The sequence below is a fragment of the Blastochloris sulfoviridis genome (assembly GCF_008630065.1).
In the GTDB taxonomy this organism is placed as follows: Bacteria; Pseudomonadota; Alphaproteobacteria; order Rhizobiales; family Xanthobacteraceae; genus Blastochloris; species Blastochloris sulfoviridis.
The window spans coordinates 75,785-95,792 of record NZ_VWPL01000002.1 but is presented as its reverse complement, the minus strand read 5'-3'; the positions used below and the strand labels follow the sequence as shown (position 1 = coordinate 95,792).

Genomic DNA, 20,008 nt, shown 5'->3' with positions numbered 1-20,008 from the left:
CATGACCATAGGGCAGAACCGAGATCCGGCCGCACCGCCGCGGCGCCGGTTTCATCGGCTCCGGCTGGCGCTGGAGCTGGTGGGACTGGCGACGCTGGCCGGCCTGTGCGCCGGCATCGGCGGGTTCTTCTGGTTCGCCGCCGGGCTCGACATGGAGGAGCGGCCGCTGAGCGAGAAGGCGGACGCCATCGTCGTGCCCACCGGCGGCGCCTCGCGCATTGAGGACGGGCTGGTGCTGCTGGGGCGCGGCCTCGGCCAGCGGCTGTTGATCACCGGCGTCAACCGCTCGACGCGGGCCGAGGAGCTGGCCCGGCTCGCCCCGCAGAACGCGACGCTGTTCGCCTGCTGCGTCGACATCGACCGCCGGGCGCTCAACACCAATGGCAACGCCATCGAGACCGGGGTGTGGGCGCGCCGGCACGGCTTCCGGTCGCTGATCGTGGTCACCTCCGCCTACCACATGCCGCGCGTGCTGGTGGAGCTCGGCGGCGCCATGCCGGATGTCGCGCTGATCCCCTTCCCGGTGGTCTCCGACCAGCTCCGCGCCGAGCCGTGGTGGGCCAGCCCGCGCACCGCCCGGCTGGTGGCGCTGGAATACGTCAAGTATCTCATGGCCCACGTCCGCCTTCGGCTCGACCCGCCGACCCACGCCAGCGCGCTGGCGACCGCCCAGTCGCACTGAAGGCGCCAAGGACCCGACAACGGAACCGGCCAGAACCGGCAAAGGAAACCGCCCGTGCTGCTGCGCTCGCTCGCCTTCAACTTCCTGTTCTATCTCAGCGTCCTGGTCCATTCCGTGCTCTACATGCCATCGCTGGCGATGTCGCGACAGGCGGTGATCCGGGCCACCCAGAGCTGGGCGCGCACCGTCGATTTCCTGCTGCACACCGTCATGGGCGTGCGCATCGAATGCCGCGGCCTGGAGAACATTCCGCCCGGCCCGCTGCTGGTCGCCTCCAAGCACCAGTCGGCCTGGGAGACCTTCGGCCTGCTGCTGTTCCTGACCGACCCGGTGTTCGTGATGAAGCGCGAGCTGATGCGGCTGCCCTTCTATGGCTGGTACTGCCGGCGCGCCGGCATGATCCCGGTCGACCGCGCCGGCGGCGGCGCAGCGCTGCGCCGGCTTGCCGAGGACGCCCGCGGCGCCATCGCGCTGGGCCGGCAGATCATCATCTTTCCCGAGGGCACCCGACGGCCGGTCGACGCCGCCCCCGACTACAAGCCCGGCGTCGGCCTGCTCTACGGCCAGCTCGGCGTGCCGTGCCTGCCGGTGGCGCTGAATTCCGGCCTGGTGTGGCCGCGGCGCACCTTCCGCCGCTATCCCGGCACCATCATCGTCGAGTTCCTGCCGCCGATCCCACCCGGCCTGCCGCGGGCGGAATTCATGGCGCGGCTGCAGGAGGGGATCGAGCGCGCCAGCGCCGCCCTGGTGGCGGAGGGGCGGGCGAACGCCATCGGCCCGCAGCCGGCGGCGGATACGGCGTCCGTCTGATCGTCCGGCATCTCGCGCCCTCGTCCGGACGGGAGCGGACCGGCGAGCACCCCTCGGCTCACGGCTTGTCCGAGCTGCTCCACAGCCGCTCGGCCAGCCAGGACAGCCCGTCGTCGCGGATGCCGAGCCGCTCCAGCTCCGCCACCGTCGCCAGCACATAGTCGCGATTGGGGCCGGAGCGGCCGTGGCCCTGGCGGACGAGGTAAAGCTGCTCCTCGCGCGTCAGATTGCCGGCATACTGCGGGTGGGCGCGGTCGATGACATAGACCAGCGCCAGCACCTCGCGCGCCGGGTGGCTGGCCAGACGCACCCGCCGGTGCACCTCGCGATAGGCCTTGGTGGTCTGCTCGCGCTCGCGCAGATAGGCCAGCGTCGCCGGCCAAAGGTCCGCCTCGACGCGGTAGGCAACGCCGCGGCATTGGCCGCCGAGATCGAGCCCGAGCACTAGGCCCGGCCGCTCCGGCGTGCCGCGATGGACGTGCGAATAGAGGCAGAGCGCGCGGTGGGCGCCCATCAGCCGCGCCGGATGGCGCTCGGCGAAAGCGAAGTCCGGCCGCCACATCAGCGAGCCATAGCCGAACACCCAATGGCCCGAGACATCGATCCCGGGCGCCGGCACGGCATTGCTGGGGTCCGCTGCACGTGCGTTGACAGCGGCGTCGTAAACCGGTCCTTTCGCCATGTTTCTCGACTAGAGCATTTTCCGTGGCTGTGGGAACCGGATTTGCGCAAAAGAAATGCCGCAGACGAGGCGCCCAGCCCGCTTCAGCCCAGCCCGCTTCAGCCCCAGATCCGCGATTGCCGATGTCGTCCTCCCGCCGTTTCAAGCTTCTCGCCGCCCTCGTCGTGCTGCTGGTGCTGGCCGTGGCCGGCTGGTCGGCACTGTGGGTCACGGCGCGCGACCGCGTCGAGGCCGAGATCGACCGCGCGCTGGCCCGCGAGGCCCGCGCCGGCCGGCAGGTCGCCTGCGCCGAGCGCACCCTCGCCGGCTTCCCCTTCCGAATCGAGGTGACCTGCGCCCGACCGCTGTTCGCCCAGAGCCGCGGCCAGCTGCTGGAGGTCACCGCAACCCGGCTGACGGCGCGCGCCGCAATCTGGCAGCCGCGCCGCGTGCGGATCGACGTCGCCGGTCCGCTGCGGGTCGCCGAGCCCGGACCGGGCGGGCGCGAGATCGCCGAGGTCGCGTTTTCCGCCGCCACCGCCGAGGCCCTCTATGACTGGAGCGGCCGCCACGGGCTGACCGCCTCGGCCCGGGACATCGCCATTCGCCTTCCCTCCGCCGCCGAGCCCTATCGCAGCCCGCACGCCGAGCTGGTGATGCGCCGCAAGGCGGCGGACGGCGCCGGTGGCCACCCGGTCGAGATCACCACCGCGGTGTCGCGCCTCGAAGGACCGCTGCAGCTGCCCGGCGTCCACGGCGCCATCGACCTCGACGCCGAGCTGACGGTGTCCGAACTCGACCAGGTGCAGGGCGCCAGCCGGGCCGAGCGGTTGCGGAGCTGGGCGGAGGCGGGCGGACGCGCCGAGATTGCGCGCCTGCGCGTTCTCAGCCCCGGCGCGGCGAGCGAGACCTCGGGCACGCTGGCGCTGGACCCCCGCGGCCGGGTCAATGGCGCGCTCAAGGTTCTGGTGCACGGGCTCGACCAGGTGCTCGGCGACCTGATCGAGCGCCGCCTGATGCCGCGCGAGATGATGACAATGATGCCGACGCTGGCGGCGCTGAGCCAGAAGGGCGACATCGGCGGCCGCCCGGCGATGGTGCTGCCGGTCAATCTGCGTGAGGGGCTGATCCGCATCGGGCCGATGCCGGTCGGCGCCCTGCCGCCGGTGTTCTGACGCGGAGATCCGGCTGATCGGGCCGGCGCTTTACTGCAGAGCGCGGATGGTCGGCAAGGCGGCGTTCGCTCGCCCTGCGGACTCGGCCCTTCGGATCATCTTCCGCGCCGAAGACTTGACCGGTGGCGCCGATTGGCCGACCAAGACCGGTCCGTTCCGATCGTTGAGCCGAACAGCCGCAAAGGATCAAGATGGCGACATCCACTCGCGACCTGATGAAACGCGCCCCCCGGAACCCGTTCTGCATGTCGTTGCCTGCCGCATCCGCCCCTGTTCAGCGGAGGCGCACGAGACTCCCAGCGTTCAGCCGTTTCCTGTTCGCGATTTTCTTGATTCTGAGCGTATCGGCCGCGGTGGCGCAGACATCGCCGAGCCCAGGCGCCCAGCCCGCCCCGGCACCGGCCGCCCCCAAGGATCCGCTCGGCCGCGAGACGCCGCAGGGGCTGGTGACCGGCCTGATCAGTGCGTTTGCCGCCGGCGACTATGACCGCGCCACCCGCTTCTTCACCACCAAGAAGATCGCGGGCACCGCCGGCACCGCCGCGTCGCGCGTAGCGCTGGCCAAGACGTTCCAGCAGGTTCTCGACCGCAATGGGCGGCTGACCACCCCGGCCGAACTCAGCACCGACCCAACCGGCCGCGTGGACGATGGGCTGGGCGAGACGCTGGAGCGCATCGGCACGATCCAGACCGAGGATGGCGCGGTCGAAATCCTCGCCGAGCGGGTCGATGACGATGGCGTCATGGTCTGGGTCGTGTCGGCCAAGACGCTCTCCGCGATCCCCGCTTTGGCACGGACAAATGCCGACAGCCTGTCATTCGCCTCGCTCACAAACTACATCCCCGCCGGCCCGGTGGTGGGCGGCGCCCCGGTTGTGCACTGGGGGATGCTGCTGGTCATCGCCGGCCTGGCCTATGTGGCGGCGTGGCTGGTGATCGTGCTGGTGCGCCTCATCGTGCGGCTGATCAAGCGCGCCCACGGCGAGACGCCGGTGGCCCGGTTCATGGAGGCCGCCGCCGCGCCGGCCCGCCTGCTGCTGACGGCGGTGCTGTTCGTCGTCGCCCTGCGCTGGATCGAGGTGACGGTCGTCATCCGCTATTACGCGGAATTCGGGGCGCAGCTCGTGAGCTGGTTCGGCCTCGCCTGGCTGCTGTGGCGCCTGTCGGGTGCGGCGGGGGAAGTGGCGCTCGGCCGCATGTCACGGCGCGGCCAGCTCTCCACCTACGCCATCGTCAGCTTCCTGCGGCGCATCTTTCAGGGCCTCGTCGCCCTGGCCCTGGTGGCAGCGCTGCTGCATGTCTTCGGTATCGATTTCACCACCGCTCTGGCCGCCCTCGGTATCGGCGGTCTCGCCATCGCGCTGGGCGCCCAGAAGTTCTTCGAGAATCTGATCGGCAGCCTGACACTCATTTTGGACCAGCCGGTGCGGGTCGGAGATTTCTGCCGCTTCGGTACGGCGCTCGGCACGATCGAAGACATTGGCATGCGCTCCACGCGCATCCGCACGCTCGACCGCACCGTGCTCACTGTGCCGAACGGCGAGTTCTCGGCGCTGCACATCGAGAACTTCTCACGCCGCGACCGCTTCTGGTTCCATCCCACCCTCAACCTCCGCTACGAGACCGATCCGGACCGGATGCGCTTCCTGTTGCAGGAGCTGCGCGCCATGCTCCTGGCGCATCCGCGGGTCGATCCCGACCCGGCGCGCGTGCGGTTCGTGCGGCTGGGGTCGTTCTCGCTCGACGTCGAGATCTTCGCCTACGTCTACGCCGTCAATTTCGACGACTATCTCGAAGTGCAGGAGGATCTGCTGCTGCGCTGCATGGACATCGTCGCGAAAGCCGGCACCGGCTTCGCCTTCCCGTCGCAGACCGTCTATGTCGCGCGCGATTGCGGCAGCGACGACGAGAAGGCCACGGCGGCGCGCGAGACCGTCAAGCAGTGGCGGGAGGCCGGCGAACTGCAGATTCCCCGCTTCCACCCCGACCGCATCCGCGAACTGCGCAACACGCTCGAATACCCGCCGCCGGGCGCGGCCGTGCGGTGAGGACGGGCTGGGCGAGGATGCTTGGTGAGGATGCTTGGTGAGGATGCTTGGTGAGGATGTCTGGAGGGTGGCAAGGGTGCCGGCGGATTTCGCTTCACCCCCGCCGCCTGAGCAGGAACACCCCCTGCTCGCCGAACAGGTTCCAGAACCACCACGGCACGTCAACCCGCACCGGCCGGCCGTAGCGGTCGAGCGCCACCGCGCGCTCCATCTCGGCGTCGAGTTCGTGCACCAACTCGACGAAGTCGCGGATGGTGCAGAAATGGATGTTGGGCGTGTCGTACCAGCTGTCCGGCAGGCTCTCGGTCACCGGCATCTGGCCGCGCACCAGCAGATGGGCGCGGATGCGCCAGTGGCCGAAATTGGGGAACGACACGATGCCGCGCCGGCCGATGCGCAGCATCTGCTCGATCACCCAGCGCGGCCGGCGCATTGCCTGCAGCGTCTGCGACAGCACCACATAGTCGAAGGCGTCGTCGGGATAGTCGGCAAGGTCGGTGTCGGCGTCGCCCTGGATCACCGCCAGCCCCTTGGCCATCGAGGCCGACACCCCCTCGCGCGAGATCTCGATGCCGCGGGCATCGGCGCCGCGGGTCTCGGCCAGGAGGCGCAGCAACTCGCCGTCGCCACAGCCGACGTCGAGCACCCGCGCGCCGGGTGCGATCATGCCGGCGACGGTGATAAGGTCGACGCGCGCGCCATGGGTGCCGCTGGACGGCTTGGCCGGCGCCGCGATGATGTTGTCGGCCACGCTCATGACGCCACCGGCAGGCCGCGAGCCTTGGCGGCGGCGTCCAGGAAGCCGCGCACCGTGGCGGTGAGCGCGGGCACGTCGAGCAGGAAGGCGTCGTGGCCCTTGTCGGTCTCGATCTCGACGAACGACACCGAGGCCGCCGCCGCATTCAGCGCCTTGACGATCTGGCGCGATTCCGCGGTCGGAAACAGCCAGTCGGAGGTGAACGAGATGACGCAGAACCGCGTCTTCGAACCCTGGAAGGCGCGCGCCAGCACCCCGCCATGGTCGGCGGCGAGGTCGAAATAGTCCATCGCCCGCGTCACATAGAGATAGGAGTTGGCGTCGAACCGCTCGACGAAGCTCAGGCCCTGGTGGCGCAGATAGCTCTCCACCTGGAAGTCGGCGTCGAAATGGAAGCCGGGCGCAGTGCGGTTCTGGAATCGGCGGCCGAACTTGGTGTGCAGCGCCGCTTCCGACAGATAGGTGATGTGGGCACCCATGCGGGCGACCGCGAGGCCCTTCTCGGGACGGGTGCCGGCCTCCAGATAGTGGCCGCCGCGCCATTCCGGATCGGCCATCACCGCCTGCCGGCCGACCTCGCCGAAGGCGATGTTCTGGGCCGAGTGGCGGGCGGCCGCGGCGATCGGCAGCGCCGCGAACACCCGCTCCGGGTAGCTCGACGCCCACTGCAGCACCTGCATGCCGCCCATCGAGCCGCCGGCCACCGCGAACAGCGTGTCGATGCCGAGATGGTCGATCAGCCGCGCCTGGGCATCGACCATGTCGTGGATGGTGACCACCGGCAGATCGAGCCCCCACGGCTTGCCGGTGGCCGGGTTGGTCGATGACGGGCCGGTGGTGCCCATGCAGCCGCCCAGCACATTGGCGCAGATGATGAAGAAGCGGTCGGTGTCGAGCGGGCGGCCCGGGCCGACCATGGTCTGCCACCAGCCCAGCTTGCCGGTGACCGGGTGGGGGTTGGCGACGTGCTGGTCGCCGGTCAGCGCGTGGCAGATCAGGATGGCGTTGGAGCGCGCGGCATTCAGCGTGCCGTAGGTCTGGTAGGCGCACTGCCAGGGCGCGAGCACCGCGCCGGAGACGAGCTTGAGCGGCGCCTCGGGGCCGAACCGCACCACAGGCGAGGTCGGCTCGTCGGCCTCGCGCCGCGTCAGGTCGAACGCCTTTGCCTTCTCGTGCTTGGTCATGCTGATCCTGACAGCTTTGTGGAACCGTTCCGTTCTCGTCAAGCGCCGTTTCGTTCGGTACAACGAACGAAACGGACGGACAAGCGGCCTCCGCCGCAGGCGGAGCCGCTTTGCATCCGGCGCGCGCCGGCCTATCACATCGTCATGACCAAGCCCCCGCCGCCCTCCCCCGCGCTGGCCCAGCTCCGGGCCGAGATCGACCGCCTCGATGCCGAGATGCACCGGCTGCTGATGGCGCGCGGCGAGATCATCGACCGCCTGGTCGCCGTGAAGAAGACCGGCGAGAGCGGCTCGGCCTTCCGCCCGGCCCGCGAGGCCGACATGATGCGGCGCCTCGTCGCACGCCACCACGGACGGCTGCCGCTCGACACGGTGGAGAGCATCTGGCGGGTGATCATCGCCACCTTCACCTGGGTGCAGGCGCCCTACACCGTGCACGCCGACTTCTCCGCCGGCGAGGCGGTGATGCGCGACGTGGTGCGCTTCCATTTCGGCTTCACCGTGCCGTTCGTGCCCCATATGGGGGCGGCCGGCGCGGTGGCGGCGGTTGCAGCCTCCAAGGGCGACCTCGCGCTGGTGCCGGCGGCGGGCCTCGGCGGCAACGGCGCCTGGTGGCGGGCGCTGGAGGCCGACGACGCCCCCAAGATCATCGCCCGCCTGCCCTTCGTCGAGCGTGCCGACCACCCGGCGGGCCTGCCCACCTTCGTGGTGGCGCGCCCGGCGCCGGACGCGGTGGCGAACGAGGTCCGCACCGTGAGCGTGCGGGTCGCCGGCTGGGGGCCGCAAGTCGCGGCGGCGCTGTCGCCGCTCGTCGACACCGTGGCGGCGCCGGACGCGGCACTCGACGGCGCGGCGCTGCTGGTGTCGCTGCCGCCGGGGCGGACGCTGGAGGAGGTGCTGGCCGCCATGCGGCAGGCGGGCGCCTCGGTCCGCAATACGGCGCTCGTCGGCGGCCACGCCAGCCGCTATACGGTGGCCTCCGAAGGGGCCGCGCCGGTGCCGGCGGGCCGCTGAGCCGGCCGGCGGCACCCTGCCACAACGATCCCAGAGACGACCCCAGACCGCCTGTTGCCTGACATTTCGGAGTTCTCGGCCATGAACGCGCCCGTCCGCCCGCTGCCGCTCCCCGGCGTGCTTGCCATCGATCCCTACGTGCCGGGCAAGAGCGGCGCGCCGGGCGCCGCCAAGGTGTTCAAGCTGTCGTCCAACGAGACCCCGCTCGGTGCAAGCAAGAACGCCGTCACCGCCTACGCGGCGCTGGCCGACAAGCTCGAATTCTACCCGGACGGCGCCTCCACCGCGCTGCGCGAGGCGATCGGCGCCACCTTCGGTCTCGACCCCGCCCGCATCGTCTGCGGCGCCGGCTCCGACGAGATCCTCAACTTGCTGGCGCGCGCCTATATCGGCCCCGGCGACGAGGCGATCTACTGCGCCTACGGCTTCCTGGTCTACAAGATCGCCATCACCGCCTGCGGCGGCGTGCCGGTGGTGGCGCCGGAGACCAACTACACCGCCGAGGTCGACGCCATTCTGGCCAAGGTGACGGCAAAGACTAGGATCGTCTTCCTCGCCAACCCCAACAACCCGACCGGCACCTACCTGCCGTTCGACGAGATCAAACGGCTGCAGAACAGCCTGCCCGGCAACGTGCTGCTGGTGCTCGACGCGGCCTACGCCGAATATGTCCGCCGCAACGACTACGAGGCCGGCATCGAGCTGGTGGCAACCTGCGACAACGTCGTGATGTGCCGCACCTTCTCCAAGATCTACGGCCTCGCCGGCCTGCGCCTGGGCTGGATGTACGGCCCCGCCCACGTGGTCGACGCGCTGAACCGCATCCGCGGGCCGTTCAATGTCGGCGCGCCCTCGATCGCGGCGGGCATCGCCGCGCTCGCCGACGCCGACCACCTCAACGCCGCGCTGGCCCACAATGACCGCTGGCTGCCCTGGCTGACCCAGGAGATCTCAAAGCTCGGCCTCGAGGTGACGCCGAGCGTCGGCAACTTCCTGCTCATCCACTTCCCGGCCACCCCCGGCAAGGCCGCCAAGGACGCCGACGCCTTCCTCACCGCCCGCGGCCTGGTGCTGCGCGGGGTCGGCGCCTACGGCCTGCCCGGCGCGCTGCGCCTGACGGTCGGCGACGAGGAGGCCAACCGGCTGGTGGTGCAGGCCTTGGCGGAGTTCGTCGGTGCCTGAGACCGCACCGGTCTTCGAGCGCGTGGCGCTGATCGGCGCGGGCCTCATCGGCTCGTCGCTGGCGCGGGCGATCCGCGCCACCCGGGCGGCGAAGGCCATCGTCGTCACCGACGCATCCGAAACGGTGCGGGCGCGGGTGCGCGGGCTCGGCTTCGCCGACGTCGTCACCACCACCGCGGCCGAGGCCGTGATCGGGGCGGACCTCGTCATCGTCTGCGTGCCGGTGGGCGTGCAGGGCAAGGTGGCGGCCGAGATCGCCCCGGCGCTGAAGACCGCCGCCGTGGTCTCCGACGTCGGCTCGGTCAAGGGCGCGGTGGTGCAGGCGATGGCGCCGCATCTGCCGGCGTACGTCCATTTCGTGCCCGCCCACCCGGTGGCCGGCACCGAGCAGTCCGGCCCCGACGCCGGCTTCGCGACGCTGTTCGAGAACCGCTGGTGCATCCTCACCCCGCCGAAGCACACCGGCGAGGATGCGGTGGCCAAGGTGAAGGCGTTCTGGGAACGTCTCGGCTCCAAGGTCGAGATCATGACGCCCGAGCATCACGATCTGGTGCTGGCGATCACCAGCCACCTGCCGCATCTGATCGCCTACAACATCGTCGGCACCGCCGACGACCTGGAGACGGTGACCGAGAGCGAGGTGATCAAGTTCTCGGCCGGCGGCTTCCGCGACTTCACCCGCATCGCCGCCTCCGACCCGACGATGTGGCGCGACGTGTTCCTGGCCAATCGCGAGGCGGTGCTGGAGATGCTCGGCCGCTTCACCGAGGATCTGGCCTATCTGCAGCGGGCGATCCGCTGGGGCGAGGGCGACAAACTGTTCGACCTCTTCACCCGCACCCGCGCCATCCGCCGCTCGATCATCGAGAGCGGCCAGGAGACCGCCGCCCCCGACTTCGGCCGGCATGCCGTGCGGGAGGGCGAGCCGGTGCCCATCCCCCGCCCCTATGGCAGCGGGGAGTGATACCAGGGGCCGTGAAACTCGACTCGGCATGCCCGCACAGCCAAGCCCGCGCAGGCTGCATGAATCGGCCTGCGCAGGCATCCACGACTTGAATGTCTTTTAAAACAAAGACGTGGATGGCCGGGACAAGCTCAGCCATGACGACGGCGGGTCATAGCCGAAGTCCGCTGGCATGAGACCCCTTCCGGCCGATCGGGCCGGATGCGTCATCACCAGTAGCAGGCGCCCTTGCTGCCCTGCCAGCCGGGGCCGACATCAAGGCTGGGTGCGCCGCCGCGCCGGCCGCCGCGCCCACCGATCGCCCAGTTCGGCCGCAAGGCGTCGTCCCGCAGCTCGTAGGTCGTACCGCCCAGCGTGAAGGTCTTGGCCACATAGGTGTTCTCGGGCATCTGATCGGTGCGGAACCCCTCGAAGCTGACCGGATTGGTGGTGGTGATCTGATCGAGCAGGTCCTCAAGCGCCGCCGAGGGGCCGAGATGCACATCGACGATCCGGTCCGGCATCTGGACCTTCACGTGCACGCCCTCGACGAACCGGCCGGTGGTGCGCTTGCACGGGGCGATCTCGATATTCTCCACCGTCCCGGCGAAGGACTGGACCGTCGGCTTGTCGGCCTGCCGCGCCACGCCGGTCGCCTCGCCCATGCCCTTCTGGGCCGAGGCCGGCTGGCCGGACAGCGCCAGCCCCGCGCACGCGACAAAGACGCCAGCCCGGAAACGGGTCCGGACAGCCGTCGGCAACTTGGTCGGCACATTCGTCGACAAATTCGTCATGGGCCTGCCCTCCACCACCTGAGATTGGCTACCGTCTGGCGAATCATACGCCGTCCGATTGCAGCTGCAAAACCACCGGCGCCGGCCCATCCCGAACCGGGTGCGGCGACGCCCGAGGCTTCGCCGGAGAGTCGTTGCAGCACAAATTAACAATTGCGTGTCAGGCTTCGCTCCAACCGCTTGATATGGTTTCCGTTGATCTCTTTGGGAGACCGGGCTCGATCGGCAGGATCGCGCGCAGCCGGATCGCGCGCAGCCGGATTTCCCGCCAAGGCCGGGGATATGGATTGGGGGCCGGATGCACGAACCGGTACGATTGCTGATTTCGGATCTGGAAGCCGCGCTGGCCTCGGGGCCGGGCGAGCGCCGCCTGGGCATGCTCAACCGGGTGACCGAACTGTTCCTGGCGCGCGCCGAAGGCGTCGGCGAGGCGCAGGTCGCGGTGTTCGACGAAGTCCTGCTGCGGCTGGCCGAGGGCATCGAGAGCCGCGCCCGCGCCGAGCTCGCCCGGTCGCTGGCGCCGGTCGCCAACGCACCGCTGGTGCTGGTGGGCAATCTCGCCCGCGATGCGTCGATCGTCGTCGCCGCGCCGATCCTGCAACATTCCGAGCGCCTCGACGACCGCACGCTCAGCGACTACGCCACGAAGCTGAGCCAGGGCCATCTCCTGGCCATCTCCCGGCGCCGGCGGCTCGGCACCCGCGTCACCGACGTGCTGGTGACGCGCGGCGACCGGGCCGTGGTGCGCACGGTGGCCGGCAATGACGGCGCCCGCTTCTCCGACGCCGGCTTCCACGTGCTGGTGAGCCGTGCCGGGGACGACGACCTTCTGGCCGAGACGGTGGGCCTGCGGGCCGACCTGCCCCCCGCCAGCCTGAACCGGCTGGTCCGGCAGGCCTCCGAACCGGTGCGCCGGAAACTCGCCGAACGCGATCCGGCGCGCGGGCGCGCCACCGCCACCGCCACCGCCACCATTGCCGGACGGGTGGCGCCGCAGCGCAACTATTCCGCCGCCGAACGGCTTGTTTCGGCGCTGGCGCGCGAAGGCAGCCTGGACGAGGAGACCGTGCGCGGCTTTGCCAGCGCCGGCCGGTTCGAGGAAGCGGTGGCCGGGCTCGCCGCCCTGAGCGGCCTCACCAGCGACGTCGTCGGCCAGGCCCTGACGAGCGAGGCCGGCGATCCGGCCCTGATCATCGGCAAGGCCGCGGCCCTGTCCTGGCCCACCGTACAGGCGCTGCTGGTGATGCGCAGCGGCGGCCGGCCGATCGCGCCGCGCACGCTCGAGGACAGTCGCGTCAACTACCTGCACCTGAGCCGCGAGACCGCCCAGCGCGTCACGCGCTTCTACCGGCTGCGCGCCATCGTCAACCGCCCGGCGCAGGCCACGCCCCCGCACAACGGCCTGCCGCACCACACGCCGGCGAGCCGCCTCGACGCCTGATGCGGTTCTCCGCCCCGATCAGCCGGGATCGCGCCGCATCTCGCCGGTGGCGACCCGCGCCCCGGCGGCGGCCGGCCCCAGCGCCGGTTCCAGCGCCGGCATCAGCCGGGCCCGCCGCACCGGCGCCGGCCGGTAGACCTGCTTGGTCGCCTCGACGATATGCACCCCGGCGAACGGCAGCCCGAGCGAGGCACCGACCCGCTCCCACGCCACCGCCGAGCGCAGCAGGAGGCCGCGCGGCACCGGCGGCAGATAGAGCGCCTCCGACCAGCCCACCGGCGTGAACCAGGTCTCCCGCAGCAGATGGATGATCTGCGATTTCGAATAGGGCCGGCCCTGGCCGAACGGCGTGGAATCGATGCGCGCCCACAGCCCAGCGCGGTTGGGCACCACCGCCAGGAGCCGCCCGCCGGCACTGAGCGCCCGCCACACCTCGCGCAGCACCTCGGCCGGGTCGGCCGACATCTCGATCAGATGCACGCACAGCACCCGGTCGATCGAGGCGTCGGGCAGCGGCAGCTCGCCGGCCTCGACCAGCGCCGCCAGCGAGGGCCCGCGCGTCGGCCAGTACATCACACCCTGGTGCGCCGGCATGAAGGCCAGCGTGCGCTCGGCCTCGTCGCGGAACACGCCGAGATAGGGCGTGGGATAGCCGAGCCCGACCATGCGGTCGCCGCTGACGTTGCCCCAGCGTGCCCGGATCGCCCGCGACACGAAGCGGCGCGCCACCATGCCGAGCGGCTGGGCGTAGAAGCTGCGCAGATCGACGACATCGAGCGCCATGGGTGGGACGGATCCTGTCCGCTTCAGGCGGCGGCGGGTTGATGGTAGCCTTTCCGCAGATAGGCCGGAAACCGCATGACCGCCACATCCTTGCCCGCCACCATCCGCCTTTTTCGTTGCCGAACCGACAATTACGGCGTGCTGATTCATGATCCGGCGACCGGCGCCACCGCCGCGGTCGATGCGCCCGATGCCGGGCCGATCCGCGCCGAGCTCGCCGCCGCCGGCTGGCAGCTCACCGACATCCTCGTCACCCACCACCACGCCGACCATGTGGCCGGCCTCGAAGCGCTCGCCGCCGAGACCGGCTGCCGGGTCGTGGCGGCCCGTGCCGACGCCGGCCGCATCGGCGGCGTCACCCTGCCGGTCGCCGACGGCGAGCGCGTCGCGGTCGGCGCGCTCGAAGCCCTGGTGATGGCGACGCCGGGCCACACCAGCGGCCACATCGCCTTCTGGTTCGGCGGCCTTGGTGCGGTGTTCGTCGGCGACACGCTGTTCTCGCTCGGCTGCGGCCGGCTGTTCGAGGGCACCCCGGCCGAGATGTGGGCCTCGCTCCAGAAGCTGCGGGCGCTGCCCGACGACACGCTGGTCTATTGCGGCCACGACTACACGCTGGCCAATGCCGCGTTTGCGCTGACCGTGGAGCCGGACAATCCGGCGCTGCAGGCCCGCGCCGCCGAAGCGGAGCGGCTGGCCGCCGCCGGCAAGCCGACCATCCCCACCACCATCGGCGTTGAGAAGGCCACCAACCCCTTCCTGCGCGCCGACCGGCCGCAGCTTGGCGCCGCCATCGGCCTGCCGGGCGCCCCGGCGGTCGAGGTGTTCGCCGAGCTGCGGCGGCGAAAGGACCGGTTCTGATGAGCGACCATGCTTTGCGCGGCCTGTCGGCCCGAGACGTCATCCGCCTGCTCGACCTCAAGCGCCACCCCGAGGGCGGGCACTATCGCGAGACCTTCCGCGACGCCGGCGACATGCCGGGCGGGCGCGGCGCCTCGACGGCGATCTATTTCCTGCTCGCCGCGGGCGAGCGCTCGCACTGGCACCGGGTCGATGCCGCCGAGGTCTGGCACTTCTATGCCGGCGCGCCGCTGACGCTGATGACCGCGGAGAGCGACGCCGGGCCGGTCAGAACCAGCGTGCTCGGCCCCGATCTCGCAGCCGGCGAGAGGCCGCAGGCGGTGGTGCCGGCCGGTGTGTGGCAGGCGGCCGAGAGCCTCGGCGGCGAATCGACGCAAGCTTGGACCCTGGTCGGCTGCACCGTAGCGCCGGCCTTCGTGTTTCCCGGCTTCGAGCTGGCCCCCAAGGGCTGGGCGCCCAAGACCTGATCATCTCCGGAAGAAATCCAGCGCCGCCACCACCGCGCCGGCGGTGATCAGCAGGGCTGCCACCAGCAGCAGCCAGCTGGCGGAGGCGTAGCCGGCGATGACCAGCAGGCTGGTCGAGATCACCGGCGCGGCGTAGGAGGCCGCCCCCAGCACGCGGATGTCGCCGCGCTTGACGCCGTGGTCCCAGACATAGAAGGCGAGCCCCACCGGCCCGAGGCCCAAGGCCACGACCGCCGCCCACTCGACCGGCGTGGCGGGCCACACCGTGTCCTCCAGCGCCAGATGGAACAGCGCCGACAGCAGCGCGGTGACAAGGCAGAAGCCGGCCACCGCATCGGTCGGCACGCCCGGCAGGCGGCGCGACAGCACCGAATAGGTGGCCCACACGAAGGCGCACACGAACGCCGCCGCATAGCCCGGCAGATAGGCGTCGTCGATGGCGAGGCCGCGCCCGCCGGTGACCACCAGCACCGTGCCGGCGAAGCCGAGCACGGCGCCGATGACGTGATGGGCGCGAAGCCGCTCGCCCGGCAGCGCCGCCGAGAACAGCACGATCAGGAGCGGCCAGAGATAGTTGATGAGGCCGGCCTCGGCCGGCGGCGCAAGCCGCAGCGCGATGAAATACAGCGCGTGGTAGCCGAACAGTCCGCCGACCCCGAGCAGCCAGACGGGAAGCGGCTGGATGAGCGCGCGGGCGCCCTGCGGCCGAGCCAGCCAGCGCGACGCACCGACCGCCGCCCCGAGCAGGAAGGTCATCGCCGCGAGCTGGAACGGCGGCACGCCGCCGGATGCGGCGGTCAGGGTCGCCAGCGTCGACCACAGAAGGATGGCGCAAAGGCCGACCAAGGTGGCCGAGCGGGCGGAGGCGGACTGTGCGGGCATGGAAAACGGGCCAAAGGAGCGGGCCAGACCGATGCCCCGGTGTCGCCGGACGGTGCCTCTGCGTCAAGGCTGTTCGTGACGGGTGCGCGGCCGCAAGACCCCGAAGGCCAAACACCCCGAAGGGCAGCCCGCAGGGGAGCTCCCATAGCTCCCAAGGGCCTGCGGCCGCGCAACGCCGATCACGGCATGTACTGGCCGCCATTGATCGAGATCGAGGCGCCGGTGATGAAGCCTTCCTTGTCGTCGACCAGGAACATCACGGCGCGGGCGATCTCGTCGGGGTCGCCCAGCCGGCCGACCGGGATCAAGGGCAGGATCGACTTCTCCAGCACGTCTTTCGGGACGGCCTGTACCATCTCCGTGCCGATATAGCCGGGGCAGATGGCATTCACGGTGATACCCTTCTTGGCATTCTCCAGCGCCAGCGTCTTGACGAAGCCGATCTCGCCGGCCTTGGCCGCCGAATAGTTGGCCTGGCCGATCTGACCCTTCTGGCCGTTCATCGAGGAGATGACGATGATGCGGCCGAAATTGCGCTCGCGCATGCCCTCGATGACCGGCCGGCACATGTTGAACAGCGAGTTCAGGTTGGTGTTGATCACCGCCAGCCACTGCTCGACCGTCATGCGGTGGAACATGGCGTCGCGGGTGATGCCGGCATTGTTGACCAGGATTTCGATCGGACCGAGCTCGGCCTCGACCTGCTTGATGCCGGCGGCGCAGGCCTCATAGGAGGAGATGTCCCACTTGAAGACCGGGATGCCGGTCTCGTCCTTGAACTTGGCCGCCGCTTCGTCATTGCTCGCGTAATTGGCGGCAACCGTGTGCCCGGCAGCCTGCAGCGAGCGGCTCACCGCAGCGCCGATACCGCGCGTTCCTCCGGTGACCAGAACCACATGCCCCATTGTCGTTTCCCTTTTTGAAATTGGCCGTTTTGCGCAGGTTCTTGTCCGGCGTCTCGGATCAAAACTCGAACTTGGCCATTTTGTGCCGAGAGCGCGCGACGGGACGCTGTGGCGTCCCGTCGCAGTCGACGAAGTGCTAGACGAAGTCCGGCATGGCGCGCCGGAGAACCGTCGGCCAGCCACCGAAAGTCCCGCGTCAGACAAGGGACTCCCGGCGAGATCGTTTCCGGGATCCCGACGGGATCATCCGGAAACCGCCTCACGCCCGCTCGACGCACATGGCGATGCCCATGCCGCCGCCGATGCACAGCGTGGCGAGGCCCTTCTTGGCGTCGCGCTTGCCCATCTCGTGCAGCAGCGACACCAGGATGCGGGCTCCCGAGGCGCCGATCGGATGGCCGAGCGCGATGGCACCGCCATTGACGTTGACCTTCGACGTATCCCAGCCGAGATCCTTGTTCACCGCGCACGCCTGCGCCGCGAACGCCTCGTTGGCCTCGATCAGGTCGAGGTCGGCCGCCGTCCAGCCGGCCTTCTTGAGCGCCGCGCGCGAGGCCGGGATCGGCCCCGTACCCATCAAAGCGGGGTCCACACCAGCCTGCGCCCAGGAGACGACGCGGGCGAGGGGCGTGAGGCCGCGCTTGGCGGCTTCGCTGGCACGCATCAGCACCACGGCGGCCGCGCCGTCATTGATGCCCGAGGCGTTGCCGGCGGTCACCGTGCCGTCCTTCTCGAAGGCGGGGCGCAGCTTCTGCACCGCCTCCAGCGTGGTGCCGTGGCGCGGGAACTCGTCGGTGTCGACGACGATGTCGCCCTTCTTGGAGGCGATCACCACCGGCACGATCTCGTCCTTGAAGCGGCCGGACTTCTGGGCCGCCTCGGCCTTGTTCTGCGAGGCCACCGCGAACGCGTCCTGCTCCTGCCGGGTGATCTGCCACTTCTTGGCGACGTTCTCGGCGGTGTTGCCCATGTGGTAGCCTTGGAAGGCGTCCCACAGGCCATCGCGCAGCATGGAGTCGAGAAACTCGACCGTGCCCATCTTGGCGCCGTTGCGCAGGAAGGCGACGTGGGGAGCCTGGCTCATCGATTCCTGGCCGCCGGCCACCACGATGTCGGCGTCGCCATTGGCGATCGCCACCGCCCCCAGCGCCACCGAGCGCAGGCCCGAGCCGCAGAGCTGGTTGATGCCCCAGGCCGGCACCTCGGCCGGCAGGCCGGCGGCGATGGCGGCTTGGCGCGCCGGGTTCTGGCCTTGCCCGGCGGCGAGGATCTGGCCGAGGATCACCTCGGTGACCTCGCCGCCCTCGACCTTGGCGCGCTTGAGGGCCTCGGTGATGGCGATCTTGCCGAGCACATGGGCTGGCTGGCTCGACAGCGCGCCGTTGAAACTGCCGACCGGCGTGCGTGCCGCACTGACGATCACGACGTCGTCTTTCATGTCCCGCTCCCGTTACGTTATCCGCCCGATTGACATTGGCCGGCTAATCTTCCGGCGTGCCGCCGCAGCTCGCGCCGCCCAGCCCGGTCATCCTTCATTACCGTGCGTTGCGCTGTCAATTCATGCGTTCGGACGGGTGGGCGCAGGGTGCTCGGCGACCGCCTGGAACCGCCGCCTGGAACCGCCGGCGCAGCCGCTTCGAATGCGAAGCTCGGGCAAGCCCAGCTTCGGCGCAAACCGGGGGGGCGGACCTCGCGGCGGCGCAGCCTCGCCGGGGTTTCCGGCCGCCCCCCAAAGCCGCCAAGACGTCGCCGAAGTACCAACTAGCCGCCCGGTCAAAAACGCCATATTGTCGGCACAAAACCGCCATGCGAGGCGGCGCAAACGGGGGGGCACGTTACGACATGGCCAAGACGCACGATCCGGTCACCATCAAGAAGTACGCAAACCGGCGGCTCTACAACACAGGCACCAGTACCTACGTCACGCTCGAAGACCTTGCCGTCATGGTCAAGAACGGTGAGGACTTCCTCGTCTACGATGCCAAGACCGGCGAGGACATTACCCGCTCCGTTCTGGCCCAGATCATCTTCGAGCAGGAGAACAAGGAAGGCCAGAACCTGCTGCCGGTCACCTTCCTGCGGCAACTGATCCGTTTCTATGGCGACAGCATGCAGATGCTGGTGCCGCGCTATCTCGACATGTCGCTCGACAATTTGTCGAAGGACCAGGAAAAATTCCGCGAGATGATGACGTCGAGCTTCGGCCACGGGCCGTTCAGCGGCTTGATGGAGGAGCAGGCGCGCCGCAACATGGAGATGTTCGAGCGCGCCTTCACCATGTTCCTGCCCTTCGCCAAGCGTGAGCCGACGGCCGAAAGCCCCAAATCCGAACTGACCGACGAGATCGGCGACCTCAAGCGCCAGATTTTCGAGATGCAGAAGAAGCTCGACAAGCTCTCCGAAAAGGAGAGCTGAGCCACTGGGCTGAGCGCCGGCGGCGGTCTATCCCGTCGACGCGCGTCCCTTGATCGCGCGCTCCCGGCACACTCTCAGTCCCTGGTCACTTCAAGATCCTGGCCACTTCGAGATCCTGGCACATTGCGCACGCCGGCCCCTTGGGCCGGCGTTGTCGTTTCGCCGCCCCCTCGACGCCAATCCATCCGCGCCGCCACGCCCGCCGGGAAGCCTGGAACGAGGGCCAGGGAACGGACGCGCTCTGCGCGCCCGAAAGCGAAGGTGGTTGCGATTTATGCGCGTGTATTTTACATTTTGAGTTGAATTGTCGCCCGCACCCGAATCGTCCTTCCCGGGACGGGTGACGGTACCGAATTGGGACGGAGTCTGCGGACCGATGAGCGCGGCGAGGCCTTGGTCGGAGACAAGCAGGCTGGCGGCCCATGCGGCATCAGGACACGGTCCGGTGCTGCCGTCCGGCATGGCGCGCCGGCCCGCGATCGAGGCGCCCCAAGGTGTTGCCGGCGGAGCGCGGACGCCAGCCGCGAACGTCCCGCCGGCGCGGTTGTGGGCCAACGCCCGGCAACCAGGCCGTTTGGCGCGCGGCTTGAACTGCGGAGGGCGGGATCCCGCCCGGGCGTCCCGAACTGGCACAGGAGCTGCGCCATGACGACCGCCAAATCTGTCCACCACAGGTCTGCGAATCCTTCGGCGGGCGATGCGTTCCGGTTGGACGACGAAGAACCGGCCACCCCCAGCCTTGGCGCCCTGGTGCCGGTCGAGCCTGCCGCATCCACGCCGCTGACACCGCAGATCCGCCGCCTCGCCGAGGCCGGGCTGATCGCCCAGCTCATCGCCCACCGCGAAGGGTTCGAATGGACCCGCGAGAGACGCCGCGCCGCGCCGGACGTCGCCACCGCCGCCTATCGCGCCAGCTCCGCCACCCCGCCCGCCCCCGGCCGCGTGCTGACCGCGGCGTGATCGCGCCGGTCTCAACCGCTTGAGCATTCTCCGCAAAAGTGGATACT

20 protein-coding genes are annotated in these 20,008 nt (G+C 70.1%); 12 read left to right on the top strand and 8 right to left on the bottom strand.

The genetic code is table 11. The features are described from left to right. Nucleotide 1: 1 nt before the first annotated feature. Both F1193_RS01490 and F1193_RS01485 read left to right on the top strand, forming a co-directional pair. Nucleotides 2–682, top strand: coding sequence for a YdcF family protein (locus F1193_RS01490; protein ID WP_246164058.1), 681 nt, complete (start codon nt 2–4; stop codon nt 680–682). A gap of 54 nt (nt 683–736) precedes the next feature. Further along, nucleotides 737–1,492: a lysophospholipid acyltransferase family protein gene (locus F1193_RS01485; protein ID WP_246164057.1), complete on the top strand. Its 756-nt coding sequence runs from the start codon at nt 737–739 to the stop codon at nt 1,490–1,492. Between the two features lie 58 nt (nt 1,493–1,550). On the opposite strand, the gene F1193_RS01480 is transcribed toward F1193_RS01485, so the two are convergent. Next, a complete protein-coding gene (locus F1193_RS01480) occupies nt 1,551–2,111 on the bottom strand; it encodes a gamma-glutamylcyclotransferase (protein WP_281287224.1) in 561 nt (186 codons plus the stop codon). 185 nt (nt 2,112–2,296) lie between these two features. Between F1193_RS01480 and F1193_RS01475 the strand changes: the two genes are divergently transcribed. Together F1193_RS01475 and F1193_RS01470 are read left to right on the top strand one after the other, a co-directional pair. Beyond that, complete coding sequence (locus tag F1193_RS01475; protein ID WP_150095895.1) at nt 2,297–3,328, top strand: DUF2125 domain-containing protein; 1,032 nt, start codon at nt 2,297–2,299, stop codon at nt 3,326–3,328. 329 nt (nt 3,329–3,657) lie between these two features. After that, nucleotides 3,658–5,376: a mechanosensitive ion channel family protein gene (locus F1193_RS01470; RefSeq protein WP_150095894.1), complete on the top strand. Its 1,719-nt coding sequence runs from the start codon at nt 3,658–3,660 to the stop codon at nt 5,374–5,376. A gap of 94 nt (nt 5,377–5,470) precedes the next feature. Here the strand turns inward: F1193_RS01470 and metW are convergent, their stop codons facing one another. After that, nucleotides 5,471–6,133, bottom strand: coding sequence for a methionine biosynthesis protein MetW (metW, locus tag F1193_RS01465; protein ID WP_150095893.1), 663 nt, complete (start codon nt 6,131–6,133; stop codon nt 5,471–5,473). Beyond that, nucleotides 6,130–7,317 carry a homoserine O-acetyltransferase MetX gene (gene metX, locus F1193_RS01460; RefSeq protein WP_150095892.1) on the bottom strand — a complete coding sequence of 396 codons (1,188 nt, stop codon included), beginning with the start codon at nt 7,315–7,317 and terminating at the stop codon, nt 6,130–6,132. The genes metW and metX overlap by 4 nt, the downstream gene beginning before the upstream one ends. 144 nt (nt 7,318–7,461) lie before the next feature. On the opposite strand from metX, the gene F1193_RS01455 reads away from it, so the two are divergent. The 3 genes from F1193_RS01455 (at nt 7,462) to F1193_RS01445 (ending at nt 10,477) form a co-directional block, all read left to right on the top strand. Beyond that, nucleotides 7,462–8,331, top strand: coding sequence for a chorismate mutase (locus F1193_RS01455; protein WP_150095891.1), 870 nt, complete (start codon nt 7,462–7,464; stop codon nt 8,329–8,331). A gap of 81 nt (nt 8,332–8,412) precedes the next feature. Beyond that, on the top strand, nt 8,413–9,513 hold the full coding sequence (gene hisC, locus F1193_RS01450) for a histidinol-phosphate transaminase (protein ID WP_150095890.1): 1,101 nt from the start codon (nt 8,413–8,415) through the stop codon (nt 9,511–9,513). Beyond that, entirely contained in the window at nt 9,506–10,477 is a 972-nt protein-coding gene (locus tag F1193_RS01445; protein ID WP_150095889.1) for a prephenate/arogenate dehydrogenase family protein, read from the top strand. The genes hisC and F1193_RS01445 overlap by 8 nt, the downstream gene beginning before the upstream one ends. Nucleotides 10,478–10,686: 209 nt before the next feature. On the opposite strand, the gene F1193_RS01440 is transcribed toward F1193_RS01445, so the two are convergent. Further along, on the bottom strand, nt 10,687–11,250 hold the full coding sequence (locus F1193_RS01440; RefSeq protein ID WP_210247276.1) for a MamS/MamX family magnetosome protein: 564 nt from the start codon (nt 11,248–11,250) through the stop codon (nt 10,687–10,689). 316 nt (nt 11,251–11,566) lie between these two features. Between F1193_RS01440 and F1193_RS01435 the strand changes: the two genes are divergently transcribed. Continuing rightward, entirely contained in the window at nt 11,567–12,691 is a 1,125-nt protein-coding gene (locus F1193_RS01435) for a DUF2336 domain-containing protein (protein ID WP_150095888.1), read from the top strand. Between the two features lie 18 nt (nt 12,692–12,709). Here F1193_RS01435 and F1193_RS01430 read toward each other — a convergent pair whose 3' ends face one another. Next, nucleotides 12,710–13,474, bottom strand: a complete 765-nt coding sequence (locus F1193_RS01430) for a class I SAM-dependent methyltransferase (RefSeq protein WP_150095887.1) — start codon at nt 13,472–13,474, stop codon at nt 12,710–12,712. A gap of 90 nt (nt 13,475–13,564) precedes the next feature. Between F1193_RS01430 and gloB the strand changes: the two genes are divergently transcribed. Together gloB and F1193_RS01420 are read left to right on the top strand one after the other, a co-directional pair. Then, nucleotides 13,565–14,332 (top strand): hydroxyacylglutathione hydrolase, encoded by a 768-nt coding sequence (gloB, locus tag F1193_RS01425; protein WP_150096006.1) that lies wholly within the window; start codon nt 13,565–13,567, stop codon nt 14,330–14,332. Next, nucleotides 14,332–14,799 (top strand): cupin domain-containing protein, encoded by a 468-nt coding sequence (locus F1193_RS01420; protein WP_210247275.1) that lies wholly within the window; start codon nt 14,332–14,334, stop codon nt 14,797–14,799. The genes gloB and F1193_RS01420 overlap by 1 nt, the downstream gene beginning before the upstream one ends. Here F1193_RS01420 and yddG read toward each other — a convergent pair whose 3' ends face one another. The 3 genes from yddG to F1193_RS01405 form a co-directional block, all read right to left on the bottom strand. Next, complete coding sequence (yddG, locus tag F1193_RS01415; RefSeq protein WP_150095886.1) at nt 14,800–15,681, bottom strand: aromatic amino acid exporter YddG; 882 nt, start codon at nt 15,679–15,681, stop codon at nt 14,800–14,802. 179 nt (nt 15,682–15,860) lie between these two features. Beyond that, nucleotides 15,861–16,586, bottom strand: coding sequence for an acetoacetyl-CoA reductase (phbB, locus tag F1193_RS01410; RefSeq protein ID WP_150095885.1), 726 nt, complete (start codon nt 16,584–16,586; stop codon nt 15,861–15,863). Between the two features lie 259 nt (nt 16,587–16,845). Further along, nucleotides 16,846–18,024 carry an acetyl-CoA C-acetyltransferase gene (locus tag F1193_RS01405; RefSeq protein WP_150095884.1) on the bottom strand — a complete coding sequence of 393 codons (1,179 nt, stop codon included), beginning with the start codon at nt 18,022–18,024 and terminating at the stop codon, nt 16,846–16,848. Between the two features lie 404 nt (nt 18,025–18,428). Here F1193_RS01405 and phaR point away from each other — a divergent pair, with 404 nt between their 5' ends. Further along, complete coding sequence (gene phaR / locus F1193_RS01400) at nt 18,429–19,001, top strand: polyhydroxyalkanoate synthesis repressor PhaR (protein ID WP_150095883.1); 573 nt, start codon at nt 18,429–18,431, stop codon at nt 18,999–19,001. Nucleotides 19,002–19,709: 708 nt separating this feature from the next. Further along, a complete protein-coding gene (locus F1193_RS01395; RefSeq protein ID WP_150095882.1) occupies nt 19,710–19,961 on the top strand; it encodes a hypothetical protein in 252 nt (83 codons plus the stop codon). Nucleotides 19,962–20,008 lie beyond the last annotated feature (47 nt).